At 59.8% G+C, this 26,168-nt stretch carries 29 protein-coding genes; 16 read left to right on the top strand and 13 right to left on the bottom strand.

Annotated elements, in window-relative coordinates; all coding sequences use genetic code 11:
• Window positions 1-183: 183 nt before the first annotated feature.
• The gene (locus tag ACIGEK_RS17605; protein WP_397494565.1) at window positions 184-885 is read right to left on the bottom strand and encodes a YebC/PmpR family DNA-binding transcriptional regulator; all 702 of its coding nucleotides are present in this window, start codon (window positions 883-885) and stop codon (window positions 184-186) included.
• A 272-nt stretch (window positions 886-1,157) separates the two neighbouring features.
• Between ACIGEK_RS17605 and ACIGEK_RS17600 the strand changes: the two genes are divergently transcribed.
• The gene (locus ACIGEK_RS17600; protein WP_397494564.1) at window positions 1,158-2,042 is read left to right on the top strand and encodes an EamA family transporter; all 885 of its coding nucleotides are present in this window, start codon (window positions 1,158-1,160) and stop codon (window positions 2,040-2,042) included.
• Between the two features lie 147 nt (window positions 2,043-2,189).
• Here the strand turns inward: ACIGEK_RS17600 and ACIGEK_RS17595 are convergent, their stop codons facing one another.
• The 3 genes from ACIGEK_RS17595 to sstT all read right to left on the bottom strand — a co-directional run bounded on the left by ACIGEK_RS17595 (window position 2,190) and on the right by sstT (window position 4,232).
• The gene (locus ACIGEK_RS17595; RefSeq protein ID WP_397494563.1) at window positions 2,190-2,441 is read right to left on the bottom strand and encodes a hypothetical protein; all 252 of its coding nucleotides are present in this window, start codon (window positions 2,439-2,441) and stop codon (window positions 2,190-2,192) included.
• Between the two features lie 152 nt (window positions 2,442-2,593).
• The gene (locus tag ACIGEK_RS17590) at window positions 2,594-2,875 is read right to left on the bottom strand and encodes a peptidylprolyl isomerase (RefSeq protein ID WP_274086841.1); all 282 of its coding nucleotides are present in this window, start codon (window positions 2,873-2,875) and stop codon (window positions 2,594-2,596) included.
• A 139-nt stretch (window positions 2,876-3,014) separates the two neighbouring features.
• Window positions 3,015-4,232 carry a serine/threonine transporter SstT gene (gene sstT, locus ACIGEK_RS17585; protein ID WP_397494562.1) on the bottom strand — a complete coding sequence of 406 codons (1,218 nt, stop codon included), beginning with the start codon at window positions 4,230-4,232 and terminating at the stop codon, window positions 3,015-3,017.
• Between the two features lie 274 nt (window positions 4,233-4,506).
• On the opposite strand from sstT, the gene ACIGEK_RS17580 reads away from it, so the two are divergent.
• Window positions 4,507-5,166, top strand: coding sequence for a YceH family protein (locus ACIGEK_RS17580; RefSeq protein WP_397494561.1), 660 nt, complete (start codon window positions 4,507-4,509; stop codon window positions 5,164-5,166).
• 50 nt (window positions 5,167-5,216) lie between these two features.
• Here the strand turns inward: ACIGEK_RS17580 and ACIGEK_RS17575 are convergent, their stop codons facing one another.
• Window positions 5,217-5,876: a hypothetical protein gene (locus tag ACIGEK_RS17575; RefSeq protein WP_397494560.1), complete on the bottom strand. Its 660-nt coding sequence runs from the start codon at window positions 5,874-5,876 to the stop codon at window positions 5,217-5,219.
• A 446-nt stretch (window positions 5,877-6,322) separates the two neighbouring features.
• Between ACIGEK_RS17575 and ACIGEK_RS17570 the strand changes: the two genes are divergently transcribed.
• The 4 genes from ACIGEK_RS17570 (at window position 6,323) to ACIGEK_RS17555 (ending at window position 10,299) form a co-directional block, all read left to right on the top strand.
• Entirely contained in the window at window positions 6,323-7,564 is a 1,242-nt protein-coding gene (locus ACIGEK_RS17570; protein WP_397494641.1) for a glutamine synthetase family protein, read from the top strand.
• 109 nt (window positions 7,565-7,673) lie between these two features.
• Entirely contained in the window at window positions 7,674-9,002 is a 1,329-nt protein-coding gene (locus tag ACIGEK_RS17565) for an MFS transporter (RefSeq protein ID WP_397494559.1), read from the top strand.
• Entirely contained in the window at window positions 8,999-9,691 is a 693-nt protein-coding gene (locus ACIGEK_RS17560) for a TIGR04283 family arsenosugar biosynthesis glycosyltransferase (protein WP_397494558.1), read from the top strand. The genes ACIGEK_RS17565 and ACIGEK_RS17560 overlap by 4 nt, the downstream gene beginning before the upstream one ends.
• Complete coding sequence (locus ACIGEK_RS17555; protein WP_397494557.1) at window positions 9,688-10,299, top strand: TIGR04282 family arsenosugar biosynthesis glycosyltransferase; 612 nt, start codon at window positions 9,688-9,690, stop codon at window positions 10,297-10,299. The genes ACIGEK_RS17560 and ACIGEK_RS17555 overlap by 4 nt, the downstream gene beginning before the upstream one ends.
• Here ACIGEK_RS17555 and ACIGEK_RS17550 read toward each other — a convergent pair.
• The 4 genes from ACIGEK_RS17550 to flgA all read right to left on the bottom strand — a co-directional run bounded on the left by ACIGEK_RS17550 (window position 10,296) and on the right by flgA (window position 12,940).
• Window positions 10,296-11,045 (bottom strand): flagellar brake protein, encoded by a 750-nt coding sequence (locus tag ACIGEK_RS17550; RefSeq protein ID WP_397494556.1) that lies wholly within the window; start codon window positions 11,043-11,045, stop codon window positions 10,296-10,298. The two genes, ACIGEK_RS17555 and ACIGEK_RS17550, sit on opposite strands and share 4 nt — an antisense overlap.
• Window positions 11,046-11,126: 81 nt before the next feature.
• Complete coding sequence (locus tag ACIGEK_RS17545; protein ID WP_397494555.1) at window positions 11,127-11,594, bottom strand: flagella synthesis protein FlgN; 468 nt, start codon at window positions 11,592-11,594, stop codon at window positions 11,127-11,129.
• A gap of 85 nt (window positions 11,595-11,679) precedes the next feature.
• Window positions 11,680-12,024 carry a flagellar biosynthesis anti-sigma factor FlgM gene (gene flgM / locus ACIGEK_RS17540; protein WP_397494554.1) on the bottom strand — a complete coding sequence of 115 codons (345 nt, stop codon included), beginning with the start codon at window positions 12,022-12,024 and terminating at the stop codon, window positions 11,680-11,682.
• Between the two features lie 157 nt (window positions 12,025-12,181).
• Entirely contained in the window at window positions 12,182-12,940 is a 759-nt protein-coding gene (gene flgA, locus ACIGEK_RS17535) for a flagellar basal body P-ring formation chaperone FlgA (RefSeq protein WP_397494553.1), read from the bottom strand.
• Between the two features lie 73 nt (window positions 12,941-13,013).
• Between flgA and ACIGEK_RS17530 the strand changes: the two genes are divergently transcribed.
• Both ACIGEK_RS17530 and cheR read left to right on the top strand, forming a co-directional pair.
• On the top strand, window positions 13,014-13,946 hold the full coding sequence (locus ACIGEK_RS17530; RefSeq protein ID WP_397494552.1) for a chemotaxis protein CheV: 933 nt from the start codon (window positions 13,014-13,016) through the stop codon (window positions 13,944-13,946).
• A gap of 44 nt (window positions 13,947-13,990) precedes the next feature.
• Window positions 13,991-14,818 (top strand): protein-glutamate O-methyltransferase CheR, encoded by an 828-nt coding sequence (gene cheR, locus ACIGEK_RS17525; protein ID WP_160015726.1) that lies wholly within the window; start codon window positions 13,991-13,993, stop codon window positions 14,816-14,818.
• A 74-nt stretch (window positions 14,819-14,892) separates the two neighbouring features.
• On the opposite strand, the gene ACIGEK_RS17520 is transcribed toward cheR, so the two are convergent.
• On the bottom strand, window positions 14,893-17,976 hold the full coding sequence (locus tag ACIGEK_RS17520) for a transglycosylase domain-containing protein (protein WP_397494551.1): 3,084 nt from the start codon (window positions 17,974-17,976) through the stop codon (window positions 14,893-14,895).
• 301 nt (window positions 17,977-18,277) lie between these two features.
• On the opposite strand from ACIGEK_RS17520, the gene ACIGEK_RS17515 reads away from it, so the two are divergent.
• Window positions 18,278-18,964: a class I SAM-dependent methyltransferase gene (locus tag ACIGEK_RS17515; RefSeq protein WP_397494550.1), complete on the top strand. Its 687-nt coding sequence runs from the start codon at window positions 18,278-18,280 to the stop codon at window positions 18,962-18,964.
• Window positions 18,965-18,972: 8 nt separating this feature from the next.
• Here the strand turns inward: ACIGEK_RS17515 and ACIGEK_RS17510 are convergent, their stop codons facing one another.
• The 3 genes from ACIGEK_RS17510 to ACIGEK_RS17500 form a co-directional block, all read right to left on the bottom strand.
• Window positions 18,973-19,302, bottom strand: a complete 330-nt coding sequence (locus ACIGEK_RS17510) for a DHCW motif cupin fold protein (protein WP_397494549.1) — start codon at window positions 19,300-19,302, stop codon at window positions 18,973-18,975.
• Window positions 19,303-19,326: 24 nt separating this feature from the next.
• Window positions 19,327-20,067 carry a glutathione S-transferase family protein gene (locus tag ACIGEK_RS17505; protein WP_397494548.1) on the bottom strand — a complete coding sequence of 247 codons (741 nt, stop codon included), beginning with the start codon at window positions 20,065-20,067 and terminating at the stop codon, window positions 19,327-19,329.
• Window positions 20,068-20,397: 330 nt separating this feature from the next.
• Entirely contained in the window at window positions 20,398-21,117 is a 720-nt protein-coding gene (locus tag ACIGEK_RS17500) for a S24 family peptidase (protein WP_397494547.1), read from the bottom strand.
• A gap of 96 nt (window positions 21,118-21,213) precedes the next feature.
• Here ACIGEK_RS17500 and ACIGEK_RS17495 point away from each other — a divergent pair, with 96 nt between their 5' ends.
• Genes ACIGEK_RS17495 through ACIGEK_RS17465 form a run of 7 tightly spaced genes read left to right on the top strand, consistent with a single transcriptional unit; the run spans window position 21,214 to window position 26,165 of the window.
• Window positions 21,214-21,639, top strand: coding sequence for a transcriptional regulator (locus tag ACIGEK_RS17495; protein ID WP_397494546.1), 426 nt, complete (start codon window positions 21,214-21,216; stop codon window positions 21,637-21,639).
• Between the two features lie 2 nt (window positions 21,640-21,641).
• On the top strand, window positions 21,642-22,085 hold the full coding sequence (locus ACIGEK_RS17490) for a hypothetical protein (protein WP_397494545.1): 444 nt from the start codon (window positions 21,642-21,644) through the stop codon (window positions 22,083-22,085).
• Window positions 22,078-24,120: a Mu transposase C-terminal domain-containing protein gene (locus ACIGEK_RS17485; RefSeq protein WP_397494544.1), complete on the top strand. Its 2,043-nt coding sequence runs from the start codon at window positions 22,078-22,080 to the stop codon at window positions 24,118-24,120. The genes ACIGEK_RS17490 and ACIGEK_RS17485 overlap by 8 nt, the downstream gene beginning before the upstream one ends.
• An 18-nt stretch (window positions 24,121-24,138) precedes the next feature.
• Window positions 24,139-24,861 (top strand): AAA family ATPase, encoded by a 723-nt coding sequence (locus ACIGEK_RS17480; protein WP_397494543.1) that lies wholly within the window; start codon window positions 24,139-24,141, stop codon window positions 24,859-24,861.
• On the top strand, window positions 24,861-25,472 hold the full coding sequence (locus ACIGEK_RS17475; RefSeq protein ID WP_397494542.1) for a hypothetical protein: 612 nt from the start codon (window positions 24,861-24,863) through the stop codon (window positions 25,470-25,472). The genes ACIGEK_RS17480 and ACIGEK_RS17475 overlap by 1 nt, the downstream gene beginning before the upstream one ends.
• Window positions 25,469-25,849: a hypothetical protein gene (locus tag ACIGEK_RS17470; protein ID WP_397494541.1), complete on the top strand. Its 381-nt coding sequence runs from the start codon at window positions 25,469-25,471 to the stop codon at window positions 25,847-25,849. The genes ACIGEK_RS17475 and ACIGEK_RS17470 overlap by 4 nt, the downstream gene beginning before the upstream one ends.
• Window positions 25,833-26,165: a hypothetical protein gene (locus ACIGEK_RS17465; RefSeq protein WP_397494540.1), complete on the top strand. Its 333-nt coding sequence runs from the start codon at window positions 25,833-25,835 to the stop codon at window positions 26,163-26,165. The genes ACIGEK_RS17470 and ACIGEK_RS17465 overlap by 17 nt, the downstream gene beginning before the upstream one ends.
• Window positions 26,166-26,168: the final 3 nt, after the last annotated feature.

Below are 26,168 nucleotides of genomic sequence, written 5' to 3'. Positions count from 1 at the left end.
ACTCCTGTGTGACAACGTCCTTGTGTACACGCCGGGCGCTGGTGGCGCGGCGGGCGCGTATTCTACTCGCTTTGTGCGATGCGCGGAGTGGTCAATCTGCCAGTACGACGAACTGCGCACGTTAATCTATGCCGCTCGTGGGCCCGCGGCGCATCCTGCGCGGCGGGCCTGGTCAGCCTGTAGTTAGCCGGAAAGCCCGACATAGACGTTCTGCACGTCATCATGAGCGTCGAGCGCCTCGAGGAAGGCTTCGACTTCTTCGAGTTGTTCGGCTGTCAGGCTGCTCACCGGGTTTTTCGGGATATAGCCGATCTTCGCCGAGTTGACGCTGAAACCCTGTTCCGGCAGCGCTCGGCACACGGCGTCGAGGTCGGTTGGTTCGGTGATGAACAGAGTGTTGCCGTCTTCGGCTGGCTCGAAATCCTGAGCGCCAGCTTCGATGGCGGCCATTTCCGGGTCGGCATCGCTCTCGGTGCTGGCTTCGATCATGCCCACATGGTCGAAATCCCAGGTTACCGAGCCGGAGGCGCCCATCTGGCCCTTGCGGAACAGCACGCGGACTTCTGCCACTGTACGGTTGATGTTGTCGGTCAGGCACTCGATGATTACGGGCACCTGATGCGGGGCAAAACCCTCATAGGTAGCGGAGTGAAAGGTCACGGTGTCGCCCAGCAGGCCGGCGCCTTTCTTGATCGCCCGGTCGAGGGTTTCCTTGGGCATCGAGGCTTTTTTCGCCTGATGGATCGCCAAGCGCAGTTTGGGGTTCAGGTCCGGGTCGGCGCCGTTACGGGCGGAGATCATGATTTCCTTGACCAAGCGGCCGAAGATCTTGCCTCTGGCGTTGGCGGCGGCTTCTTTAGGTTTGGCTTTCCACTGGGCGCCCATGGGGTCTCTCGTCGTTGCGGGTTAATGGGTGTATCTCGGATCTGCTGCGCGTCGGCGATACGGCGTTAAAAATGGCCTCGCTCGAGCTGCGCAAGATCCGAAACAAATGCTAAAGGCTGCGATTCTAGCCCTTCGAGGCGCTGGCGGCACCTGTGGCGCTGCAATCTGCCGATCAGTGTTGCGCTGTACGGCTTATTTGCTGGGTTTCTGTATGGGCGCTATGGCGCTGTGGGCCGCTTTAATAAGCGTTGATTGATTTATCTGGAGTACCCATGCAACCCAAGGATTTACTACTGGCCCTGGTGGTGATCATCGTCTGGGGCATGAATTTTGTGGTGATCAAGGTCGGCCTGCACGAAATGCCGCCGATGCTCCTGGGTGCGTTGCGTTTTCTGCTGGCGGCCTTTCCTGCGGTTCTGTTTATCAAGCGTCCACAGATTCCCCTGCGTTGGCTTCTGGCCTATGGCCTGACCATCTCGCTGGGGCAGTTTGCCTTTCTGTTTTCTGCCATGTCCGTCGGTATGCCGGCCGGCCTGGCGTCGCTGGTGCTGCAGTCACAGGCGATGTTTACCCTGCTATTTGCTGTGCTGTTGCTGGGGGAGCGCTTTCGCCTGGCCAACCTTTTCGGGTTACTGGTGGCGGCCGGCGGTTTGCTGCTGATCGGCTCGCAGGGCAATGGCTTGATGACGCTGGCTGGCTTTCTTCTGACGCTGTGCGCCGCCGCCATGTGGGCGCTGGGCAATATCGTCACGCGCAAGCTGGGTAAGGTGAATTTGGTGGGCTTGGTGGTGTGGGGCAGTCTGGTGCCGCCGTTGCCGTTCTTTGCGCTGTCCTGGCTGCTGGAAGGTCCCGAGGTGATCGAGTCGGCGCTGCGCGGCTTCACTCTGGATACGCTGCTGGTGCTGGTCTACCTGGCGTTTGGCGCGACCATCCTCGGTTATGGTCTGTGGAGTCGCTTGCTGTCGCGCTATCCGGCCAGCCAGGTAGCACCGTTCTCGTTGCTGGTGCCCGTCGTCGGGCTGACTTCTTCGGCATTGCTGCTTGATGAGCGCCTGAGCAGCCTGCAGTTAGTCGGTGCGCTGCTGGTAATGCTCGGCTTGCTGCTGAATTTTTGCGGCGGCTGGTTGCAGGAGCGTTTGCGCGCGCGCTTGGCCTAGACCTTATAAAACCTGTTTACGAGCTTGCGAGCTAGAGTCCTGCAAGGCAAAAACAGGCGAGGAGGCGGAGTGTACTGTTGTACATGAGCATTCTGAGTCTGTTTTTAACGCAGCAGGGCCGACGCGCAGCAGATCGTGAGGAGGTTTTTAACGTTTACCCATGGCGCGGCGAGTACCACTTGGCGCTGGGCCAATTTTCTTTTCGTGGGTCGACTTATTGCCCTTCTGGTGCCAGGGCTGGTCGTCCTGCTTGCCTGAAGCAGCCTTGGCTGCACCGAACAGTGAGGCAAAGCCGGCGGTTTTAGGTGAGCTAGTTGCGGTGTTTTCGCTAGCGGACGGCGCGGCGCTGTCGGCAGGCTGAACGGCGAGGGTGGGTTCAGCTGCTGGAGTTTGGGTCATGGCAAGGTCCGCGGGTGCGAGAGGAAAAGGCCGGCGAGTATACCTGGCTATTGCCCGAGGTTTGCGGTTGTTGGTCAGAGGCGCTGTACCTGGCGGTGCAGTGAGCAACGAAGGGGTTCGCCGGGCCTGGGTGGCCCAGCGAGCAGGCAGGATCAGTCCTGACGGCTGGTCACTTCCAGCAGGTGATAACCGAACTGGGTCTTCACTGGACCTTGCACCACGTTGACCGGTGCACTGAACACGACGGTGTCGAATTCCTTGACCATCTGGCCTGGGCCAAACGAGCCGAGGTCGCCGCCGCTGCGGCTGGACGGGCAGCTGGAGTTGTCTTTGGCGACTTGGGCGAAGTCGGCACCGCCTTCAATTGCGGCTTTCAGTTCGTTGCACTTGTCTTCGCTGGCAACCAGGATGTGACGGGCAGTGGCGCGGGCCATGAGAATTACTCCTTATAAAGAAGCGGCAAAGCCTACCGGAATCATTCGGCTATTCAAACGCTGTGCATGCGACGTTTATCGGTTGAATCATAAAAAAGGCCTACCCACGGGGTAAGCCTTTTGCTGTTTCAGCAGGCGTTTAGGCGTGTTGTTCGGCCTGGCAGGCAGCTGCGGTGAACAGCACGTCGGTAGAGGAGTTCAACGCGGTTTCCGCAGAGTCCTGCACGATGCCGATGATAAAGCCGACGGCGACTACCTGCATGGCCACCTCATTGGGAATGCCGAACAGGCTGCAAGCCAGCGGAATCAGCAGCAGCGAGCCACCGGCCACGCCCGACGCGCCACAGGCGCTGATCGAAGCGAGCAGGCTGAGCAGCAGGGCGGTCGGCAGATCGACGGCGATGCCCAGGGTGTGCACCGCGGCCAGGGTGAGTACGGTGATGGTGATCGCCGCGCCGGCCATGTTGATGGTCGCGCCCAGTGGGATCGACACCGAGTAGGTTTCTTCATGCAGGCCCAGGCGTTGGCAGAGTTGCAGGTTGACCGGGATATTGGCCGCCGAGCTGCGGGTAAAGAACGCCGTCAGGCCGCTTTCGCGCAGGCAGGTCAGTACCAGCGGGTAAGGGTTGCGACGGGTCTTGAAGTAAACAATCGCCGGGTTGGTCACCAGTGCGACAAACAGCATGCAGCCTACTAGCACTAGCAACAGGTGCAGGTAATCAAGCAGGGCCGACATGCCTGATTCGGCCAACGTTGCCGCAACCAAGCCGAAGATCCCGAGCGGTGCCAGGCGAATTACCAGTTTGACGATACTGGTTACTCCACTAGAAAGGTCGGCGAGCATCTGCTTGCTGCTCGGGCTGGCGTGACGGAAGGCAAAGCCCAGAGCGATGGCCCAGGCCAGGATGCCGATAAAGTTGCCTTTGAGCAGGGCATTGATCGGGTTATCTACCACATTCAGCAGCAGGGTTTTCAGCACTTCGCTGATGCCGCCGGGTGGCGATAGCTCGGCGCTGTTGCTCACCAGGGTTAGGCTGGATGGGAAGGCAAAGCTGGCAGCTACCGCGATCAGCGCTGCGCTGAAGGTGCCGATTAGGTACAGCAGCAGAATCGGTTTGATATGCGTCTGCTGGCCTTGTTGATGGTTGGCAATCGACGCCGCCACCAGTACGAATACCAGCACCGGAGCCACGGCTTTCAGCGCCGAGACGAACACCGTACCGAGGAAGCTGACGCTTGCCGCGGCTTCAGGCAGGAACAGCGCCAAGGCGATTCCGGCCACCAGGCCGATAGCGATTTGCAGCACCAGGCTGGTGCGGTTGAGCAGTTGTAAAAGCGGGTGTTGGGCAGTGGTCATGACATGCATCTCTACTTGGCGGGCAGGCCTGCGATCTCTTCCTATTGCCTGCCGGGCTCAGAGCGCCGGGGGCTGGATGCATGGCTGCGGTGCGCGTTATGAGGCTTTTCGCGGGGGATGAAACAAGGCCACGCTGAAAAATAGCGCGCGACTCTATCACAGTGACCCGCTGTTACGCGCAGTTGTAGCGCCAGCCCCGCCCAGCGGCGGTTATGCCTATTAACCGGCCGTCAGGCGGGCTAGGCTAGGGCCTTTGCGAGGCCATGAGGTTGTTATGTCCAACGAAGATGCGAGCGCACCGGCGGTTGAAACCCTGACGATCAGTGAGGCGCGGGTGTTGGGCTGCCTGATTGAAAAACAGCTGACCACCCCCGAAGCCTATCCCCTGACACTGAATGCGCTAGTGTTGGCCTGTAATCAGAAAAGCAGCCGCGAGCCGGTGCTCAACCTTACCGCCGGCCAGGTTGGACAGGCCCTGCGCAGCCTGGAAGGGCGAGAAATGGCGCGCCTGGTGATGGGCAGCCGGGCGGATCGCTGGGAGCACCGCTCCGACAAAGCACTGGAACTGGTGGCGGCGCAGGTGGTGTTGCTCGGTCTGTTGCTGCTGCGCGGGCCGCAGACCATCAACGAACTGCTTACTCGTAGCAGTCGCATGCATGATTTTGATGATGCCGAGCAGGTGCAACATCACCTTGAACGCCTGATCAGCCGCGAACTGGCCTGCCTGTTGCCGCGTCAGTCCGGGCAGCGTGAAGACCGTTATATGCACATGCTGGGTGACCCGGCGGATTTGCAGGCGGCATTGGCGTCCAGAGCCAGTGAGCCGCAGCGCGCTACTGCGAGTGGTCTGCAGGATGAACGGCTAGACGCTCTGGAGGCGCGCATTGCTGCGCTTGAGGAGCGCTTGGCTCAGTTGGAATCACCTGCGCAATAAACAACAAAGGTGCTCGTATGAGCACCTTTTGTGTTGTCGATTATCGCTGATCAGCTGTAACGCAGCCCTGGCGTGCGTTCGGCACCGCCTTCAGCGATGCGGTTAGCGCCAGTGCGTTCGGCACCGCCTTCAGCAACGCGGTTAGCGCCGGTGCGGTCGGCGCCACCTTCAGCGATGCGGTTCTCGCCAGTGCGTTCGGCACCGCCTTCAGCAACGCGGTTAGCGCCGGTGCGGTCGGCGCCACCTTCAGCGATGCGGTTCTCGCCAGTGCGGTCGGCACCGCCTTCAGCAACGCGGTTAGCGCCAGTACGGTCGGCACCGCCTTCGGCTACGCGGTTCGCGCCAGTGCGATCAGCGCCACCTTCAGCGATGCGGTTCGCGCCAGTGCGTTCGGCACCGCCTTCAGCAACGCGGTTAGCGCCAGTGCGTTCGGCACCGCCTTCAGCAACGCGGTTAGCGCCAGTGCGGTCGGCACCGCCTTCAGCAACGCGGTTGACGCCAGTACGGTCGGCACCGCCTTCAGCAACGCGGTTGACGCCAGTGCGATCAGCACCACCTTCAGTTTGCAGGTTGCTACCAAAGCCCATCAGGGTTTCTAAGCTGCTGTCTTGCATTTCACCCAGCAGTGGCTGTGGGTTGTTCTGTGGCAGGGCAAAGGCACTGATGGACAGGCTGCTCAGGATTACGGCGGTGAGAATTTGCTTTTTCATGTTCAGGCTCCTCGTAAGGGCGGGTAGTAAGTGAGTACGGAGCCAATGATACGGATGAAAATTTGATGAAGAAGTGCAGGCTGAGCATGGTAATCATCGATGGTATCGATAGTCGGTTTAATTATTTATTAATCATGAAGTTAGGTTTTTTATTGACGTCTGTTAAATGGTTTTTTGAAGCGAATGTACATGATCATTAATATCTAATTAATCGATGTATTTGGCGCTAGAGTCTGTGCTTCAGGTATCGGGTGTGGCTTTGCTTGAAATATCGAACGGCTGGTGCGTATTTTGTTCGCCTCGCCGTTCGACTACGGCCTCTTGCTCAATAAGGACAACAGCAAATGAGTACCCTCGACCGCACCACCTTGGCTGAACTGCTGCGTGGTGTTGATGAAATCGAATGCGTGACACCCGATCTCAATGGTGTGCCGCGCGGCAAGGTGATGACAGCTGAGGGTTTTCTGGAGGGGCGGCGCTTGCAGTTGGCGCGTGGGGTGTTGCTGCAATGCATCATGGGTGGCTACCCGGCACCGTGTTATTACGGCAGTGATGATGGTGACCTGGCCTTGAATGCCGAGCCGACGCAGATTCATCGGCTGCCCTGGAGTGAAACGCCGCGCGCGCTGGCCATCTGCGATGCCGATGAGTTCGATGGACGCAGCTCCGGCTTGTCCACCCGCGGCCTGCTCAAGCAGGTTATTGCGCGTTACGCCCGCCATGGCTGGCAGCCGGTGGTGGCGACCGAACTGGAGTTTTTCGTGTTTGCCCGCAATACCGACCCGCTGCAGTCGTTTCAGCCGCCGCTGGGTCTGGATGGCCGGCGTGAAGACGGCGGCTCGGCCTTCAGTGTGAGTTCCAACAACGGCCTGCGTCCGTTCTTTCAGGAGGTCTATCAATGCATGGCGGCCCTGGGCTTGCCGCGCGATACCTTTATGCATGAGATGGGTGTCAGCCAGTTCGAGATCAACCTGCTGCACGGCGATCCGCTGCTGCTGGCGGATCAGACCTTTCTGTTCAAGCACCTGCTCAAGGAGGTCGCGCTCAAGCACGGGCTTACTGTGGTGTGCATGGCCAAACCATTGGCGCATACGCCGGGCAGCTCCATGCATATTCATCAGAGCGTGGTGGAGCAGGGCAGTGGGCAGAATATCTTCAGCGCGGCCGATGGTCAGGCAACGCCGGCGTTTTATCAGTTTATTGCCGGTCAGCAGGCGGCCATGGCCGACTTCACCCTGCTGTTTGCCCCGCACGTGAATTCCTATCAGCGCCTTTGTCATCCTTATGCGTCGCCGAACAACGCCTGCTGGTCGGAGGATAATCGCGCCGCTGGCCTGCGTATTCCAGCCAGTGCGCCAGTGGCAAGGCGGGTAGAGAACCGCTTGCCGGGTGCTGATGCCAACCCTTATCTGGCCTTGGCGGCGAGCCTTGCGGCAGGTCTGTATGGGATTGAGCAGCAGCTGCAACCCAGTGCACCGATCCAGGGTGAGTTCGAAGTGCCGGATGAATTGGCGCTACCCTGTACCATGCATGCCGCGATTGAGCGTCTCAAACGCAGTACGTTGGCGCTGGAACTGTTCGGCTCAGAGTTCATCGAAGGCTACATTGCCAGCAAGACGTTGGAACTCACCAGCTTCTTTGACGAAATTACCCCGTGGGAGCGCCGTGTACTGGCAGCCCACGCCTAAGAGCCTGTTTACGATCTGCTGCACCTCAGCTCTTGAGATCATAAACAGGCTCTAAAACCTGACCGCCGAGCATGGTTTCGGCGGCCTTTCTGGAGCCATGTGTCGCCCCATGTCTGTGATCCTCAAGTCATTCAGTTCGCTGTATTTCGCCACCCTGTTGATGCTGTTGGGCTCGGGTTTGTTGAGTACTTACCTGGCGTTGCGGCTGGCGGAAACGGCCGATGGGCTGTGGGTAGGCGCGCTGATGGCGGCCAACTACCTGGGCTTGGTGCTGGGCGGCAAGATTGGCCATCGTTTGATTGCCCGGGTCGGCCATATCCGCGCCTATGTTGCCTGCGCCGGCGTGGTCACTGCGGCAGTCCTCGGGCATGGACTTAGCGACTGGCTGCCCAGCTGGTTGCTGCTGCGGATGCTGGTCGGCCTGGGCATGATGTGCCAGTACATGGTGATCGAGAGCTGGCTTAATGAGCAGGCGGAAACCAGCCAGCGCGGTCAGGTGTTTGCCGGCTATATGGGAGCCTCTTACCTCGGGCTGATCCTTGGCCAGCTGGTGCTGGTGGTGCATCCGACGCTCGGGCTTGAGCTACTGATGCTGGTGGCGCTGTGCTTTGCCTTGTGCCTGGTACCGGTGGCCTTGACCCGCAAACTGCACCCGGCGCCCTTGCATCCGGCACCGCTGGAAATGCGCTTTTTTATCGATCGCGTGCCGTTGTCGCTGACCACCATTGTGGTGTCGGGCTTGCTGATTGGTTCGTTCTACGGCTTGGCGCCGCTGTATGGCACGCGCATGGGCTTATCCACAGAGCAGATTGGTCTGTTTATGGGCTGCTGCATCATCGCCGGGCTGGTAGTGCAGTGGCCGTTGGGCTGGCTGTCTGATCGGCATGACCGCGTGCAGCTTATTCGCGGCTGTGCCGCGTTGCTGGCGTTGGCTGCGTTGCCCCTGGCGATTCTGCAGCAGGCCAGTTTGCCACTGTTGTTTGCCGGCGGCTTTGCGGTATGTGCCTTGCAGTTCAGCCTTTACCCGCTGGCAGTGGCGTTGGCCAATGACCATGTCGAGGCCGAACGTCGGGTATCACTGACGGCCATGTTGCTGGTGACCTTCGGTGTCGGCGCCAGTATTGGGCCATTGTTGGCAGGTGTGCTGATGCGTTTTCTCGGCGCGAACATGCTGTATGTCTTCGTCTGCGGCTGCGCCCTGATTCTGGTACTGCGTATCCGGCCGGAGCGCGTTACCCATCTGCATCAGGTCGACGATGCACCGCTGCACCACATCCCCATGCCGGACAGCACCACCAGCTCGCCGCTGACGGCAGCTCTCGACCCGCGTGTTGATGAGCAGGTGGTGCATGAGCAGATGCACGACAACAGCGCAGTGCAAGAGCCGGGTACCGAACCAGCAGGAGAGCCGCCCAATCAAACAGAGACGCGCGGATGACGCCGCTGCTTAGCGTGGTGATTCCGGTGCGCAATGAGGCTCAGGCGTTGCCGTGTTTGCTGAATGATCTTGCAGATCTGCGCGCCTCCTCTGCCGAGTTGATCCTAGTCGATGGCGGCAGCAGCGATGGCACCTGTGAGCTGGCTCTGGGGCGGGTTGACCAATTGCTGAGAACTGCCTCTGGCCGTGCGCTGCAGATGAATGCCGGTGCGGCGGCGGCGCGTGGCGAGTACCTGTGGTTTGTGCATGCCGATACACGAGTCAGTGCCGAGTCGCTCAGAAGTCTGCAGGAGGCGCTGAGCGAGCGGCCGCTGTGGGGGCGTTTTGATGTGCGTCTCTCCGGTCCTGGCCTGGCATTGCGCCTGATTGGCGTGATGATCAGCCTGCGCTCGCGCCTGAGTGGCATTGCTTCGGGTGATCAGGGGATTTTTGTTGCTCGCCGGCATTTCGAAGTCTTGGGTGGTTACGCGCCGATTCCGCTGATGGAGGATCTGCAGTTGTGCCGCCGTTTGAGGGCGCTGGCCCGCCCGCGTTGTCTGCGCCCGCCGTTGTCGACGTCCAGTCGGCGCTGGGAGCAGCGCGGGATCTGGCGTACCGTGGTGCTGATGTGGTGCCTGCGGCTGGCCTACTACTGTGGCGCCAGCCCGGAAAAACTAGCTCGTCAGTACCGTCGAGGGTCGCTGCTATGAACCTATCGATTTCATTGCACCTGCTTGCTCGCGCACCTGTGGCGGGGCGGGTGAAAACGCGCCTGATCCCGGCTCTTGGGGCTCAGGGCGCCTGTGATTTGCAGCAGTTGCTGCTGGAGCGCGCCTTGCAATTGCCGGCTCGCGGCTTTGCTGAGCGCTTTCTGTGGCTGGATGATTTGCCCGGTGCTGATTTGCAGCAGCTGGCGCAAAGCCTTGGCTGGACGCTGGTCGAGCAACCGGCTGGCGATCTGGGGGAGCGCATGCGCCGTATTGCCGCCCTAGGCCTGGCGGAAAGTGATGCCGTGATCCTGATCGGCAATGACTGCCCGGCGCTCGATGGCGGTTATCTGCAGGCAGCTTGTGATGCACTGCAGGAACAGTCCGTGGTAATCGGGCCGGCAGAAGATGGCGGTTATGTGCTGCTAGGGTTGCGCTGCATAGACGCGGCTTTGTTCAGCGATATGCCGTGGGGTACTGAGCGGGTCTTCGATATGACGCTGCAGCGCCTGCAGCAGCTGGACTGGCGTCCGGCGCTGCTGCCTGCGTTGTGGGATGTGGATCGGCCTGAAGATCTGTCGCGCCTGGCGGCGTTGAATATCTTGATCTAGAACAGACCGTCACTTTCAAAGCGACGCGCTTCACGCTGCAGCTGGTAAACGAAGCGTTCGACCAGGCGCTGCTCCTGGCCATTAATGCGGTGGAAGCGTGCGCCGACAAAGGTGGTGTCGAGCTTCTCTTCGTACTGCACATGACGCATCTCAATGGCGGTGGTCATGGCGCCGAAAGGAAACCGCGCGGTAAAGCGCTCGTACACCTGGCCGGCTTGCAGGCTGCTACTGATATTGCCAGGAAAGCGCAATTTGCAGCCGGTGGCAGAGATATCAAGCAAATGCCCAGGTATGGCCGTACGCAATTTATCGCCAGCCAACTCGATCTTGATCAGTTCGCTTTGCTTGAGTGGGGCGCGGAAGGCGCTGCGTCGTTGGTGGTAGATCACCTCAAGTGGCATCGGACTGAAGTAGCAGCGCGCGCCCTCATGCTCGGTGATACGCACGCTCTGTTCGCATTTCCAGGCCACGCGCACGCCGTCATGGAAGGCTTCAACACTGAACGCCTCGCCATTAGCCAAGTAGCGCTCGCCATCATTCGGCACTAACTCATCGAGAATCAACAGGTCTTTGTCGCGATCAACGTTGATCACGTAGCTCTGGAAGCGTTGGTTGCGTTCGTGGAAGGTGATGATCAGTGGGTCATGGTTCTGTTGCAGTTGGCGCAGGTTGGCAACTATTTCCACCGGTGCCTTGAGCACCTTGGGTGGCTGCGGGCCATCTTCCTGGCTAAAAGGACTGGACACGGTCCATAACTCTCCGAGCAAATGCTATGGCACTAGCATACTGGCTATATGACAGTATGTCCCCTGTGCCTTTTATAGGTTTCAGGCCTGGCTGAGCGGGCGCTGCTGGGCGATTCTAGCGGCACTGCCGCGGCTGTCATAGAGGCTTGGCGTCTCGTTGCCGCGCAGAATGCCGAGCATGCTGTGGGCCGAAGCCTGGCTGGAGCGAATCAGCCTGCCATTGCGCAGGTTGGCCGCTTGGCAGCGTTCAAGCAGGGCGTTGAGCTGATCCCCGCGCTCAAGCAGCAGTTCGCCGAGACTGGACTGTGCGGCAAGCGCTTGCAGGCCAGTGCGGTCGGTGCTGAGGTTGAGGTTTGCGAGTAGTTGGCTGCGTTCCTTGCTGTGCTGGTCGAGTAGCGTTAGCAGCGGCAGTTTTTCCGTCAGAATGCTCTGCAGGCGAGGGAGGTCGCGGTCACTGAGGGCTTGGAATTCGGTGTCGATCAATTCAAGCAACAGCTCGGCGGTGCCGATATCGTTGGTGAACAGTTCAAGCAGGCTGGTGTCGTGCATTGCGGGCTCTTCGGGGTAACAGACGCTGCAGTGAGTGGCATGCAGTGTCTATTGGGCGGCCAATTACCCCAGCGTAGCCCGGTGACTAGCGCTGGGATTCGAAATTAAGCAGTTTGCTGGCGACGCGCTGGCTATCGACTTGGTAGCTGCCGTCTTCGATCGCCTGCTTGAGCTGGGCGACACGTTCTTTATTGACGGTTGGCTGATCGCGCAGCTTTTCGCTGACTTTTTGCAACTGTTGGGCCTCGCGGCTCAGCTGTACCGACTCGCCGCTCTTGCCGGCTTGCTTCGCTTGCTCGACGGGGCTGGGTACGTTGCCGGGTTGTTTACCGCTGATGGCTTCGTTCTGGCCACCTGCCTGCGCACTGCCGGTCCGCCCCGAATTGGCTGGCGATGCGGCATTGTTGAGCCGGTTGATGTCAATGACCATGATGCAAAACCTCGAACAGTGTTTGGACGCTTGCCTAGCTTGTCGGCATTGCCCTGAAAAACTTTAGGGCAAAAAAGTGTGCGTCAGGTAACAGTCTAAACACAGTGTGGATAATCGTCAGCTCACCGAGTGCACAAAGTTAAAACAAGAATCATGCCTACATCGCTACTTCAACTTGTCCAGGCCCGATTACACGGGCTCTGATCACCCGATTGGAGCGCTGGTTACGCACGCTGATCTGCTTGCCGACTATGCCATCTGACAAGGCTTCGCCCGGCATGCGTACACTGATACCACCACTGTGGGCGCTGATCACGACCTGATCACCTTTGCGTATGGCTTCGGCCATTTGCACATGAATTGGCGCAAGCACTTGGTCGGGCAACAGTGGTCGCGTCAATTTTTTGCCGATTGCTTGCTTGAGGGCCGTGAGATAGCCCTGGTTGAGCAGGCCGACATCCCGTTCGGCTAGAACTACATCCATATCCGTCAGCAGATTGTCGCGTTTTAGCGGGCGACTGGCGATCACTACTTCGCGGTACAGGCGCACTTGCCCAGGCACAAACACTGTCCAGGGGGCGGCGCCTTCACAGCGTACACGCAGGGTTACGCGGCCAATAGGTTCGGCAGGGCTTTCCAGGGTCGTGGTTAATGGCTGCGGGCACAGCGGCAGGCGCAGGCGTGGGTCGAGCCGGTTGATTTGAATCTCATGGCGGCCAGCGATGTTGCTACGCTGTAAATAATCGCTCACCGCTTGCTCAAGAAAAACTTCGCCAGCGCCGATAAGTTGTTCAGGCCGCGTGGAGTTGGCTGTTGCCAAGACGCTATAGCCGAGTGCCAGCAAAGCGGGTACAACTGCCAGCCAGTAGCGGCATTTTGCCAGTGAGTGTCGGTTAGTTGTCGTTTCAGTGTTCATGTGGGTTGGGTAGCAAGGCGCGTGCCGCCTGCTACGCTGACAGCAATCTGTTACTCAAATAAGGAGTTTGGGTATGGCCGGTGTGATGGATTCGGTTAACCAGCGAACTCAGTTGGTTGGACAGAATCGTTTGGAGTTGTTGCTGTTTCGTCTGAACAGCAACCAGCTGTATGGGATCAACGTATTCAAGGTGAAAGAGGTGCTGCAATGCCCCAAGCTCACCATCATGCCGAAATCCAGTCCGGTTGTTCGCGGTGTCGCCAATATTCGTGGTGGCACTATTCCGATTCTTGATTTGTCCATGGCTACTGGCAGTGCGCCGCTGGCCAATATCGACAACAGCTTCGTCATCATCACTGAATACAACACCAAGGTTCAGGGCTTTCTGGTGCAGTCGGTCGAGCGCATCGTCAACATGAATTGGGAGTCGATTCATCCGCCACCCAAGGGCACTGGGCGTGACCATTACCTGACGGCGGTTACCCACCTTGACGACAAAATGGTCGAGATCATTGATGTCGAAAAGATTCTTGCCGAGGTGGCACCGACATCGGAAGTTATTTCTGAAGGCGTTCTGAATGCCGAAACCCAGGCGCGTGCGGTAAGCAAGCGTGTGCTGACTTGCGATGACTCATCGGTTGCGCGTAAGCAGGTAACCCGTTGCCTAGAGACTGTTGGTGTGGAGGTAGTGGCGCTGAACGACGGGCGTCAGGCGCTGGACTATTTGAAGGCGATGGTTGAAGAGGGCAAAAATCCTGCAGATGAGTTTTTGATGCTGATTTCCGACATCGAGATGCCGGAAATGGATGGTTATACGCTGACCGCAGAGATCCGCGCCGATCCGCGCATGCAAAAGCTGCACATCATCCTGCATACTTCGTTATCTGGCGTATTTAACCAGGCCATGGTGAAAAAGGTGGGCGCGGATGATTTTCTCGCCAAGTTTCGCCCGGATGACCTGGCGGCACGGGTAGCTGACCGCATCAATATTGCGGCAGGGGACTGAGGGCTTGGCCCTCAGTGAATCATATGTTTGTCGAGGCCTCGCGAGTGTCTACAGGTAATTTGGATTTCGAGCAGTTCCGGACTTTCCTGGAAAAAGCCTGCGGCATTCTGCTTGGCACCAACAAGCAGTATCTGGTTTCCAGTCGGCTCAACAAGTTGATGGAGCAGAACAGCATCAAGACCCTGGGTGAGCTGGTGCAGCGCATGCAGAGTCAGCCACGCAGTGGCTTGCGTGAGCAGGTGGTAGATGCCATGACCACCAACGAAACCCTCTGGTTTCGCGATACCTATCCGTTCGAGGTGCTGAAGAACCGTGTGCTGCCTGAGATGATCAAGGCCAGCCCGGGTCAGCGTCTGCGCATCTGGTCGGCGGCTTGTTCATCGGGTCAGGAGCCCTATTCGCTGTCGATGACCATCGACGAGTTCGAGAAGACCAATATCGGTCAACTCAAGGGCGGCTTGCAGATTGTTGCAACTGACCTTTCGCCAACCATGTTGATCAACTGCAAATCCGGTGAGTACGACAGCCTAGCGATGGGCCGTGGGCTTTCCCAGGAGCGTCTGCAACGCTATTTCGACCCCAAGGGGCCGGGGCGCTGGGTGGTCAAACCGGCGATTCGGAGCCGTATTGAGTTCCGCCCGCTGAACCTTTTGGACAGTTACGCCAGCCTGGGCAAGTTCGATGTGGTGTTCTGCCGTAACGTGCTGATCTACTTCTCGGCTGAAGTGAAGAAAGACATCCTCACGCGCATTCATGCGATGTTGAAACCGGGCGGTTATCTGTTTTTGGGGGCTTCTGAAGCACTCAATGGCCTGCCTAATCATTACCAGATGGTGCAGTGCAGCCCTGGAATTATCTACAAGGCGAAGTAATAGTCACAGGGTTCAAAAAACGGGAGGCCATTGGCCTCCCGTTTTTCATTGTCGGCAGTTTTTGGTGCCGACGCTTACAGCGTGCTGACCTGTGCTGCGGGTATGGGCGGTAGGCATTTGCTGTGGGCGTCCGGCTCAAGGTAAGGCTGAAGAATGGGCGCCATACCTTTGAGCACCTGCACCGGTAGCGCTGAGGTAAAGCGGAATCTCTCTGCGGCGCGGCCGGGGACGAAGGCGGTGAGGGTGCCGTAGTGGCGCGAGCCGAGGTAGAAGACAAAGGTTGCGGTGCGGTTCATTGCCCTTGAGCTGAGTACCCGGCCACCAGCTCCGACGGTTTCAATGCGGTTATCGCCAGTACCGGTTTTACCGCCGACCTTCAGCGGTTGGCCGTTAGCCTGAGTAAAACTGCCGAGCAAGCGCCGCGCAGTGCCGGCTTCAACCACATCGGCGAGGGCGCTGCGCAGCGCGGCCGCGACCTCCGAGGCCATGACGCGCTTGCCCTCGGTATGGTCGCGCACCACCAGGGTGTCGTAGGGCGTATCAGCGGCAAAATGCAGGCTGTCGATGCGTGCAGTAGGTTGCCGAATACCATCGTTCTGAATAATCCCGACCAGCTCGGCCAGCGCAGCCGGACGGTCGCCGGAGCTGCCGATGGCGGTGGCCAGTGACGGCACCAGGTGGGCGAAAGGATAGCCAAGGTTTTGCCAGCGCCGGTGAATATCGAGGAAGGCCTCTACCTCTAGCATGATGCGGATGCGACTGTCGCGGGCGCTCTTGTGCCGGCTGCGGAACAGCCAGCCGTAGACTTCCTGGCGTTCGTCCCGGCTGGCGGCCACCGCATTGCTGAAGGTGGCTTGTGGTTGTTCGATCAGGTAGCCCAAGAGCCACAGCTCAAGCGGGTGGACGCGGGCGATATAGCCCTGATCCGGCAGGCTGTAGGTGCCGGGACCGTAGCTCTTATAGAGCTCTGCGATGCGCTTATCGCTGAGTTTTTCCTGGGGCAGGTACTTGCGCAGGAAGGCGGCGAAGCTGGCTTCATCTGCATGTGGCATCAGGTAGCGGTGCACGGCGGCGAGCCGTACTGAGGTGTGGCGCAGGCCGTTGAGAAAGGTATCCAGGCGTTGTTGTTCAGGCTGGTCCTGGTATTTGCGCCAGAAGCGCAGCAAAAAGGTGGTGCCTTCGCGGTCGGCGAAGTCTTGCAGATAGGCCTGGCGGCGTGGGTCTTTGTCGTCCTTGAGCAGTTCGGCACTGTTGTTCGGGCCCTGATAGGTGCTGTAACGCACCAGATCACGCATCAGGCGGATAAACGGCAGGTTGAGCGACTCGCGCAAGGCTTCACGCATGCTAGCGATGCGCTGGTTATCCTCACGGCGGAAGTTGGCGAAGGTGTGAATGCCGCCGCCGGTAAAGAAACGCTCACCCGGGCTGGCGGAATATTTGCGCTCAAGCGCCGCATCCAGCATATCTGGCAGGCTGGCGTTGGGGGTGCTCTGCAGATAGCCGATGGCCCAGCGGGTGAGGTTGTCCTGGGCGTTGACTGCGCGCAATTCGCTAGCGCTTTGGCCTGCATGGCGCTGGTGCAGCTCGGCAATGATTTCCAGGTAGGTGGCCAGCACCCTGAGCTTGGCGGTAGAGCCCAGCTCCAGCTTGCTGCCTTCGTTGATGTCGAACGGCTGGTCGGTGCTGTCGGTTTGCACACGCACGACACTGCCGTTACTAGTGCGTTCGAACAGGGTGAAGCTGTAGCGCACGTCGGCGGTTTTTTCCGGCGACAGCAGGCGCTCGCCAAACAGGCCAACCTGTCCGGCAAACTCTGGGTCGGCCAATTGCTGAAGATAGTGGCTGGCGGCTTGTTGCAGCTCATTGTTCAGCGTGCTGGTGGCACTCAGGTCGAGGCGGTCGAGGTCATACAGTGGCATGTTGAGCATGGCTGAAAGCCGCGCCCGCGAAACGCTGATACCCTTGTTGCCGTCCACCACCTGCAGGTTGGGCTCTAGGGCCCAGTCGCGGTAGACCAGTGGCTGGTTCAGCGCGGCATCACGCAGCGATGCGTCAATCAGACCGCCGCCAGCCAGCAGGCGGATATGGCTATCGGTCAGCTCGGCCAGGTCATTGCGGCCCTGAGCCAGGTAATAGGACGGGCGGCGCTGGGCAATCATCAGGGCTAGCACTTGGCGTAGGGCCAGGCCGCGCTCGGCCAGGCTGGCATCCGGTGAACGTGCGGGGTCGAGCAGCAAATTGACTTGGGCGAAATCCGCGCCGAACCAGATGCGCAGGCCATCGGCCAGGCCATGCACTTCGCCATGCCCAGGGGCGGCAGACAGCGGCACGCTATTGAGGTAGTCGCGCACGATATTTTCCCGCGCGGCCAGTGTCTGTGGGCCGCTCTGGTAGGCGCGCACGCTGGCGGATAGCATCTGCCGCAGCTTCTCCGTGGCCGACAGGGTCAGACCGTCCGGGGAATGGCGGTATTTTTCCAGCTGGGTGGCCAGGGTGCTGCCGCCTGCCGATTGATCCTGCATATCCAGCAGCTTGCCGACCTGGGAGATGGCCGCCATGACAAAGCGTGGCCAGTCCACCGCGGGGTTGGCCAGTGGCTGCTCGGGGTCGAGCAGCTTGCGGTTTTCGATAAATAGCAGGCTGTCGGCTACCAGCGGTGGGATGGTGTTGAAGCTTGGGTAGCGCTGTTGCGGGTAGCGGAATTCATAGAACGGCGTGCCGCTGCAATCATTGATACTCAAGCCGCTCTGGATTTTTTCCGGGTAAGGCACAAACAGGCCGCGCTGGGCGTAGTCGAGCAGGGCAGGGGAAAATTGCGCCTGTTGTTGCACAATAAAATTTCGCTGGTTGAGACGCTCCAGCATCAAGGGTAGGTAGGTGTAGCCCTGGCGCTTATCGAAGGGGCCTTCCCTGGGGTAGATGATCGACGGGCTGGGGCCTGGCTTGACCCTGTAGCTGAGGGTTTGCGCATAACGGCTGAGTTCCTGAGCCTGAAAGCGTGAGGTGCGCACTTCTTCGGCAAGCAAAAAGCCGGCGGCGATGCACAGCAACAGAACCAGCAGCCAGAAAGTGACTTTCAGCTTACTGGTGCGCTTGGGCCGGTTGGTTTGCTCTCCGGCTGGCAGGGTGGTTATGTCGAGTTGCCATGGTGCGCCCATATTCATTTAGCCTGATGTACTCATCCATAGGTTTGACAGGTTGCTGAATAACATCAGCGGGCTTAAACACTGAGCTCCTCTCAGCTGGCCACTGTCTGCAGTTTAGTCGCTGGTCCATGGGCCGGCAGGGATGGGCTTGGCAGGCAGAGGATTTTTTTGCGGACTTTTATACGCTGGCACGTTGATTAAGTGATCAGCGGCAACACGGATGTGCGGTAACTGGCGCAGGATTGTCCCTGGCGCTGCGGGTACCTGCAGAGCGCTAGGATTTTGCCGTGACGGAACAGGCGACGAGTGAGCTATGCAACGCGACCACCGGGAGCAACTTAACCTCAGCTGGCAGGCCAATGCCGATGCCTGGACGGCGGCGGTGCGCGAGCAGCGTATCGAAAGCCGGCGGCTGGTGACTGATGCGGCGATCGTCCAGGCGATTCTTGCCCTGGCGCCCAAGCGTGTGCTGGATCTGGGCTGTGGCGAAGGCTGGTTGTGCCGTGGGCTGGTCGAGCATGGCATTGAGGCGGTCGGCGTGGATGCCTCCGCGCCGCTGATTGCCGTGGCGCAACAGGCGGCCGGCGACGCATCGCAGTATCGCGTGTGCGGTTATGCCGAGCTGGAAAGCCAGGCCGCGCAGCTGGGGCGTTTCGATACGCTGGTGGGCAATTTCGCCTTGTTGGAAGAGCCGCTGGCGCCAACCCTGAATGCTCTGCATGGCTTGCTGGCAGAGGATGGCCGGTTGCTGATCCAGACTCTGCACCCCTGGCGAGCCTGCAATGATGCGGGTTATCGCGACGGTTGGCGGGTGGAAACCTTTGCCGGCTTTGGTGAGGGCTTTGCTCAGCCGATGCCTTGGTTCTTCCGCACGCTCGAGTCCTGGCTTGGGCTGTTCAGCGAAACTGGCTGGCGCCTGCAATGGTTGCAGGAACCATTGCACCCAGAGAGCGAGCAGCCGGTGTCGTTGTTGATGCTGCTGAGCTCCGAGCGCAACTGATAAAGCCTTCAGTCGACGATAAACAGCCGCGCCCCGTTGATGGTGGATGAGCGGTGCGCCTCGCCCTGATCAGCGACCTGATAGCTCATGCCCGCGGTCATCACAAAGCGTCGACCATCATCCAGTTCAGTGTGTAGTTCGCCTTCCAGGCACAACAGAATATGGCCCTTCTGGCACCAGTGATCGGCCAGGTAGCCGGCGCTGTACTCGACCATGCGCACGCGGATGCTGCCAAACACCTGGGTGCGCCAATAGGCCATGCCGGTTTCGCCAGCATGTTCGCTACGCTCGACCTGGCTCCAGTCGGTGATGCCAAAGGGAATATCGCTGATGTTCATGTGCTCATCCTTTAATCGGGTCAATCAGTTGCGGCGCTGACGGTCTTCGGTATAGCGGCGCATCACCCACTGGCCGGCCGGGTGGGCGTGCAGCTCATCAAGAAAGGCCTGGGTTTTTGCATCATGCCCGGCGATGCCTTGCCACGGGGTACCTGCCGGCGTGAACAGCGGGGCGAACAGGGCGGCGGCGCTGATGTCGGCCAGGCTCAGTTGCTCACCGACCAGGTAGCGTGATGGGTCGCCGTGGATGCGCGATTCGATCAGCGCCAGGCCTTCAAGCAATTCGGCCTGGGATTTCGCCACGCGCGGTGGGGTTACGCCATACAGGCGCTGCACACCCTGGATCAGCACCGGTTTCATCAGGTCGCGCAGGCCCAGCAGCGGGCGGTAGACCTTGAGCATGGCGTGCATCACCGAATCCCACTGCTTGATCTGGCCATATAGCCAGCGCCGTACGTGCACGCCCAGGCGGTCGAACTGTTCCTCCAGCTCCAGTACTTCGGCGCGTTGTGCGGCATCAGCCGGCAGCAGTGGGCGTTCCGGGTAGCGCTGTTCCAGATAGAGGGCGATTTGCGTGGAGTCACCGATTACCTGTTCGCCATCCTTGAGGATCGGCAGGGTAACGATGCCGGCCAGGCGCTTGCTCTTCAGCCGATGCAGGCCGGGGAAGAGGTTGTCCACCTGAAAGTCGAGGCCCTTGTGATCCAGGTGCCAGCGAGTTTTTTCGCAGTAGTGGGAAATCGGAAACTGATAAAGCGTGCGCATGGTCGGCCCTCGGCAATGGTGCGCCGAGTGTACGGGCTGTTATGCCGACTACCCAGTCGTAACCGGCAGTCCAGGCTTTCGTTGGGGGGCAGTACTGATCCGGGTAGTACAAGGAAGAATCTGTTTACGATCTAGTGTGAGTTAGTGAGGTATTTGGCACAGGGAAGGAAACCGGTGGGATGAGCCGGGACGATGCGGGATAGGCCGGGAAAGCCAAGCCCGGCGCAGGGTTCAAGGTTCCGGGGTGGCCCTGGTTAGTGCCGAAGCCGTGCAAAGCCATAGAAACGCGAAATCCTACCAGAGCCCGCTTTTTAGCGGGCTCTTTGGCACCTACATCCAGCCGCCAGCCCAAACCACGCGGCCGATAATTTCTAGCTCATCCAGCTGCCCCTTGGGCACTAGCACTGGCGGGTAAGCAGAGTTCGCGCTGATTACCTGAAAGCCCCCGTCCAGCTGGAGCTGCAAGCGTTTGGCAAACAGGTGCCCGCCCATGCTGATGACGTACATGGCGTCACCGCGCATTTCCTTACGACGCAAATCGACCATGACCGTATCGCCATCACTCAAGATCGGCTCATTTGAGTCGCCATCAACCCGGAAAGCTGCCAACTGGGCAGGCTCAAGGCCCTGCTTACGGACGCTATAGCGCGTGAATGCCAGCATGGCCAACACCTTGGCGCTGTCGTTCCAAGCGCCGTGCCCTGCGCTCACCCTGGCGTCATAGAGCGGAATCTGTACATAGACATCATCCGGGGCCTGCAAAGGCTCGGCCCCCTTTGCAGCTGCAAACATTTCTCCCTTGCCAGTCGCAATCCAGTCCAGCGATACCCCTTTTCCCGCAGCCAGCAGGGCTACGGAGTCAAATGCTGGCATGCCTTCTCCCGCAATCCAGCGCTGCAAGGATGAAAGGCCGGCTCGCGCCGTAGCTGCGGCCTGTTTTCGGGACTCATAAAGGTCGGCTACTGCCGCGATTCGGGTTTCCATTCCCGAATATGGAAAAGAAACTTCACTTTCGGTTTCTTCAGCCGGTTTCTTTTCTTTGTAAGTCATTGATTTTGAAGCCTCAAATCTACTTTTCGGGATCAAACAATCAAAAACAGGAATGGAAACTCTCAAATACGGTTTACCGGTTCCCGTTTTCGGGTTATGTTTATCCGCAACAGGCAGTTAGACAGCCTAAAAAAACCACCCGCCAAGATGGTTGTTGCGATGAGTGCTACCGACATACCCGCCGTTATATCGGCTGACATACCTACCACCCCAGAAGCCCGCTGGGAGTGGATCAAATATCAGCTGCGCATCCGTGGCAGCTCCGCCGCAAAACTGGCCCAAGTGCTAAAGGTCACCGACCGCGCTATTCGTGCAACCAAGTCGCACCCATACCCACGCATTGAGCGGGCGATTGCAGAGACTCTGGAAGTCCTGCCCGCTGTTATCTGGCCAGAGCGATGGAATGCGGATGGTTCGCCACTGCGTCAGCGCCCAAACAGCGCGGAACACCGCCAAAGGTCGACGGCCAAGAATAGCCGTTACTGTCCTGTTTCGCACCGTAAAACCGGCACGGAGGCCTAGACATGCGTCACGGAAAAGACGACCGCACTTTAGACATCTTCGAGGTTCCACAACCGCGCCTCGCTGTTCCTGGTTGTGGCAACTACTCCGTTCAGGTCAGTGAGCTTGTAGCCCAAATGCTCAAGGGCACTGGCGATATGGATCGGTTTGAAGTGGCCGCACAAATGTCACGCCTGTCTGGCGATGACGTTAGCAAAGGCATGCTTGACGCTTGGTCCAGCACGGCCCGTACCGATCACAACCTGCCACTTTATAGGGTCGCCTTGCTTGAAGAGGTGTGCGCGAGCCATGCGCTGACCAATTGGCTGGTGAATCTTCGCGGTGGCCGCGTGGCTTATGGCCGCGAAGCTCTGGATGCTGAACTAGGCCGTCTTGAACGGTTGCGGGATGACGCTTCACGCAAAGTGCGGGCTCTCAAGCAACTGATGGGTGGCTCCGATGCATAACTGGTTTAGCCCCCAAGAGCTCGTTGGACTGCAGGGAATGCCTGGCACCGTCCAAGGTGTCCGCAAGCTCGCCACCCGCGAAGGCTGGGAAGGCCAGCGCCGCCTTGGTAGCAAGGCCATCGAATACGCCTTTGCCGTTCTGCCTGAGCAGACCCAGGCCGCACTGATTGCCACCTCGGTCAATGCTGAGCCAGCAGAAACCATCCCCGCACCTGTGCAAAAAGACGCAAAGCGTGACGCCGTTTCAGCGTCACGCTTGACCGATGAGCAGCGCTCAGTGATGACGGCACGTCTGTCTTTTGTGCGTGAAATTGAGCGCCTGTGCGAAATGGTCACCCAACAACGGGCCATCATGACGCTGGTAGGTCTGGCACGCGATGGACAGCTCAGTCCCTACTTGGAAGAGCGGGTAGCCCGCGCCAACGACCGCAAGTCCAGTGACCGTACCTTGTCCGAGCGCACCTTAAAGCGCTGGCTGGCCGACTACCGCGCCAATGGTGAAACCGGCCTTGCGCCCGTTCGCATCAAAAAAGACATGAGCGTTCCGGCCTGGGCCACGGACTTCCTGCGTTGCTACCAACGCCCGACCAAGCCCAGCGTTGAGTCGGCTTATGCCGAATATGCCGCGAAGTGCCAAGGCGACCGCCCGAGCATTCATGCGGTGCGTCGCTTCCTCAACAAACTGAGCCCGGAGGCCCGCGAGACTGGCCGCCGCAGTCCGCAGGAACTCAAGGCGCTGCAACCCTTCAAGCGCCGTACTACCCGCAACCTGCTGCCAGGTGATGTGTATACCGCAGACGGCCACAAGTTCGACGCCGAGGTGATCAACCCGCACACTGGCAAACCGTATCGGCCAGAAATCACCACGGTCATAGACGTTGCCACCCGCCGCGTACTGGGTGTGTCGATTGGTGAGGCTGAGAACTCCATCGACGTGATGTTTGCCCTGCGCGATGCAGTCACCCGTGGCGGCATGTTCGCCTTCTTCTATGTGGACAACGGTAGCGGCTTTGCCAACGACATGGTGCGTGAGGTGGTTGACCGTCTGGGCGGCACCATGACCCACGCACTGCCATACAACAGCCAGGCGCGGGGCCTAATCGAGCGCAGCCACCAGAGTATTTGGGTGCAAGCGGCCAAGAAGCTGACCAGCTTTATGGGTGCGGACATGGACAAACACGCTGGCACCAAGGTGCACCGCATTAGCCGCCAGCAACTGCGCGACACCGGCACCACTCGGCTGCTGCCGACTCACGCCGAGTTTATGGCCGCCGCTGAAATCGAGATCGAGGACTACAACAACCGGCCGCACCGTGGCCTGGACAAGGTGCGTGACCCGGTTACTGGCCGCATGCGCTACCCAAGCCCCAACGAAGCCTGGGAAGCCGCTCGCGGCAGAGGCTGGGAGCCGATGATTGCCCCGGCCGAACTGGTGGGCGACCTGATGCGCCCGCAGGTAGAGCGCAAAACCCACCGGGGCGAGATTGCCTGGGATGGCCACCGCTACTTTCTGGACGAACTACGCAACCTGCACGGCGAGACAGTCCGCGTGGCCTATGACGTGCGCGACGCCTCCCGCGTGTGGGTTCGCACGCTTGCCGGTGAGCTGATCGGCGAAGCACTGCTGGATGGCAACGCCAGCGACTACATACCGCTAAACCGCGTCGAGCAAGCCCGCGAGAAACGAGCGCAAGGCCAGATCAAGCGCACCATCGACAAGATCGAAACGCTGACCGGTGCCCGCGTGGAAATGATCGCACCGACCACAGCACCGAACGCGAACCTGGAGCCAGCACAGCTGCAAAGCGCCCAGCGCTACGCCGAGCAACTCATGACCGACCAGGGCGAACAGTTCGTGATTCCCGGCGACGCCATGGCCCGTTACCGCCTCTGGGAAAAACTCGATGGCCGCCAGGCCGCTGGAGACCACCTCACCGAAGACGAAGCCAAGTGGCACGGGCGCTACCCGAGCCACCCGGACTTTGCATCCATTCAACGCATGTATGAATTCGCGGACGAACAGGCCCGCGCTTGACCAAGGGAGCTACAAAAAATGAGCAACTCTAAAATCGTACCTTTGACCAATGTGGGCCTGCTGGCCAGCGCCATCGACCGTGCTGTGCAGCGTCCACGCGGCCTGCCTGGTTTGGTTGTGATGTATGGCCCAACAGGCTTGGGCAAAAGCGTGGCGGCGGCCTATGCCGCCAACATGCACCGCGCCTACTACGTCGAGTGCCGCGATACCTGGACGAAAAAAGCCTTTCTGCTGGCCATCCTGCGCGACATGGGCATCGTGCCAGGCCGCACCCTGAGTGAAATGGTTGACCAGATCGCCGAGCAGCTCAGCCGCAGTGGTCGCCCACTAATTGTTGATGACGTGCAGTACCTGCTCGACAAAGCAGCCGCCAACGTACTGACCGATCTGTACAACGCCAGCCAGGGCACCATTGTGCTGATTGGTGAAGAGCGTGTGCCCGCCAGCCTGTCCAAACTGGAGCGCCTAGACAATCGGGTGCTGGAATGGGTGCCAGCGCAGCCCGCTACCGTTGAAGACATGCAGCAGCTTGCCCGCGCCAGTTACCCGCACGTAACCATGGCCGACGACCTGCTAGCCGCGCTGCAACGTGAAGTTAAAGGCTGCCTACGCCGCGTAGCGGTCAACCTGTACCGCGTCCACAACGAAGCCCAGGCCATGGGGCTGGACAGCATCGACCTTGCCACCTGGGGTAAGCGCGATTGGTTTACCGGCCAAGCCCCGACTCGGAGGGCTGCTTGATGGCTACAGGACGCAAGCCGGCTGACCTGCAAATGCTTGGAGGCAAAAGCAACCGCCAGCGTATTTGGGAAGCCCTGCGCGAGCGCCGTGATGGTGCCAGCGTGTACAGCCTGGCCCGCGCCGCGAAGGTTGAAGACGACACCGTTCTGACCTTCCTGCGCTGCCTGATTGCCGGTGGCTACGTGCTGAAAAACGGCAAAACCTACGCGGCTGCTACTTACACCTTGCAAAAGGACGTAGGGGCAGAAGCGCCAAAGCTCAACCGCGACGGCACGCTCAATACTCAAGGCCAGGGCGTTGAGGCCATGTGGCGCGGCCTGCGCATTTTGCGTGAAGTGGACGCACGCGATCTGGTGCAAAGCACCGCTGCCTGTGGTGAGGCCGTTAGCCTGAGTACGGCCAGGTCGTACCTACAGTGGCTGCACAAAGCCGAGTACCTGGTAATGGTCGTGGTCGGCAAGCCGGGCACTCCCGCCACCATGGCGCGCTACCGCCTGGCCCATGGTGCCGACACTGGCCCACGCCCGCCGATGATCCAGCGTGTGGGTCAGGTGTTCGACCCCAACCTGGGTGAAGTCGTGTATCGCCAGCCTGCCGAGGTGGACGAATGAACGCCGCCCGCCTGGAAGCCTGGGGCGAGCAGCCCCCGCTGTTTGTGCAGCTGCTGGGTGCCGAAGTGGCCCGTAGCAACATGACCAAAACCGGCCAGCGCATTGGCATGAGCCGCACAGCTGTGAGCCTGGTGCTCGCGAACCGTTACCCGTCACCCAGCACGGCCGGCGTTGAACGCCGCGTGATGGATGTGCTGGGCCGCCTGGAGTGCGTCGCCCTGGGCGAAGTGGTTACCGCCTCGGAGTGCCAAAGCTACCGCGAAAAAGCAGCGCCAACGCACAACCCGATGGCTATGCAGCATTGGCGCGCCTGCCAGCATTGCCCAAACAACCCCAACTGCAACGCTCAGGAGAAAGCTCATGCACGCATCCACTGAACGACCGTTGAAAGTGCTTACCCCGCAACTGGCAGACCGCTTGCGCGTGTTCAACAGCGCCAGCCGCACCTTGCAGGCCATGGGTATTCGCCTGCACCGCATTGACCCAGTAGCGAACCTGCTGGTGGTCGGCCCCGAAGACGGCCAGCGCCTGGTGCGTGACCGCCTGACTGAGGGTTACCAGCGCCACCCGTCTGCTGGCAGCACCCGTTACACCGTGATGTTCCAGGGCGTGTCCCTGGAGTGGCGCGAACCGATTAGCTACCGCGACCTGGCTTACCAGGCCCCGGTCAGCCCCGACCTGACTTTTCACTGAGGA

The sequence above is a fragment of the Pseudomonas sp. NPDC079086 genome (genome assembly GCF_044542155.1).
GTDB lineage: Bacteria > Pseudomonadota > Gammaproteobacteria > Pseudomonadales > Pseudomonadaceae > Aquipseudomonas.
Note: the sequence above shows the minus strand (reverse complement) of the source record. Positions and strands in the feature narration are given on the sequence as shown.

Coding starts and splice junctions, on each gene's coding strand:
- ACIGEK_RS17555 (WP_397494557.1), top strand. CDS start 9,688: ATGAACCTATCGATTTCATTGCACCTGCTTGCTCGCGCACCTGTGGCG.
- ACIGEK_RS17510 (WP_397494549.1), bottom strand. CDS start 19,302: ATGAACATCAGCGATATTCCCTTTGGCATCACCGACTGGAGCCAGGTC.
- ACIGEK_RS17475 (WP_397494542.1), top strand. CDS start 24,861: ATGGCTACAGGACGCAAGCCGGCTGACCTGCAAATGCTTGGAGGCAAA.
- ACIGEK_RS17490 (WP_397494545.1), top strand. CDS start 21,642: ATGCGTCACGGAAAAGACGACCGCACTTTAGACATCTTCGAGGTTCCA.
- ACIGEK_RS17470 (WP_397494541.1), top strand. CDS start 25,469: ATGAACGCCGCCCGCCTGGAAGCCTGGGGCGAGCAGCCCCCGCTGTTT.
- ACIGEK_RS17530 (WP_397494552.1), top strand. CDS start 13,014: ATGGCCGGTGTGATGGATTCGGTTAACCAGCGAACTCAGTTGGTTGGA.
- ACIGEK_RS17500 (WP_397494547.1), bottom strand. CDS start 21,117: ATGACTTACAAAGAAAAGAAACCGGCTGAAGAAACCGAAAGTGAAGTT.
- ACIGEK_RS17480 (WP_397494543.1), top strand. CDS start 24,139: ATGAGCAACTCTAAAATCGTACCTTTGACCAATGTGGGCCTGCTGGCC.
- ACIGEK_RS17520 (WP_397494551.1), bottom strand. CDS start 17,976: ATGGGCGCACCATGGCAACTCGACATAACCACCCTGCCAGCCGGAGAG.
- ACIGEK_RS17485 (WP_397494544.1), top strand. CDS start 22,078: ATGCATAACTGGTTTAGCCCCCAAGAGCTCGTTGGACTGCAGGGAATG.
- flgA (WP_397494553.1), bottom strand. CDS start 12,940: ATGAACACTGAAACGACAACTAACCGACACTCACTGGCAAAATGCCGC.
- sstT (WP_397494562.1), bottom strand. CDS start 4,232: ATGACCACTGCCCAACACCCGCTTTTACAACTGCTCAACCGCACCAGC.
- ACIGEK_RS17465 (WP_397494540.1), top strand. CDS start 25,833: ATGCACGCATCCACTGAACGACCGTTGAAAGTGCTTACCCCGCAACTG.
- ACIGEK_RS17565 (WP_397494559.1), top strand. CDS start 7,674: ATGTCTGTGATCCTCAAGTCATTCAGTTCGCTGTATTTCGCCACCCTG.
- ACIGEK_RS17505 (WP_397494548.1), bottom strand. CDS start 20,067: ATGCGCACGCTTTATCAGTTTCCGATTTCCCACTACTGCGAAAAAACT.
- ACIGEK_RS17560 (WP_397494558.1), top strand. CDS start 8,999: ATGACGCCGCTGCTTAGCGTGGTGATTCCGGTGCGCAATGAGGCTCAG.
- ACIGEK_RS17575 (WP_397494560.1), bottom strand. CDS start 5,876: ATGAAAAAGCAAATTCTCACCGCCGTAATCCTGAGCAGCCTGTCCATC.
- ACIGEK_RS17545 (WP_397494555.1), bottom strand. CDS start 11,594: ATGCACGACACCAGCCTGCTTGAACTGTTCACCAACGATATCGGCACC.
- ACIGEK_RS17600 (WP_397494564.1), top strand. CDS start 1,158: ATGCAACCCAAGGATTTACTACTGGCCCTGGTGGTGATCATCGTCTGG.
- ACIGEK_RS17595 (WP_397494563.1), bottom strand. CDS start 2,441: ATGACCCAAACTCCAGCAGCTGAACCCACCCTCGCCGTTCAGCCTGCC.
- ACIGEK_RS17570 (WP_397494641.1), top strand. CDS start 6,323: ATGACAGCTGAGGGTTTTCTGGAGGGGCGGCGCTTGCAGTTGGCGCGT.
- ACIGEK_RS17495 (WP_397494546.1), top strand. CDS start 21,214: ATGTTTATCCGCAACAGGCAGTTAGACAGCCTAAAAAAACCACCCGCC.
- ACIGEK_RS17590 (WP_274086841.1), bottom strand. CDS start 2,875: ATGGCCCGCGCCACTGCCCGTCACATCCTGGTTGCCAGCGAAGACAAG.
- ACIGEK_RS17515 (WP_397494550.1), top strand. CDS start 18,278: ATGCAACGCGACCACCGGGAGCAACTTAACCTCAGCTGGCAGGCCAAT.
- flgM (WP_397494554.1), bottom strand. CDS start 12,024: ATGGTCATTGACATCAACCGGCTCAACAATGCCGCATCGCCAGCCAAT.
- ACIGEK_RS17580 (WP_397494561.1), top strand. CDS start 4,507: ATGTCCAACGAAGATGCGAGCGCACCGGCGGTTGAAACCCTGACGATC.
- ACIGEK_RS17605 (WP_397494565.1), bottom strand. CDS start 885: ATGGGCGCCCAGTGGAAAGCCAAACCTAAAGAAGCCGCCGCCAACGCC.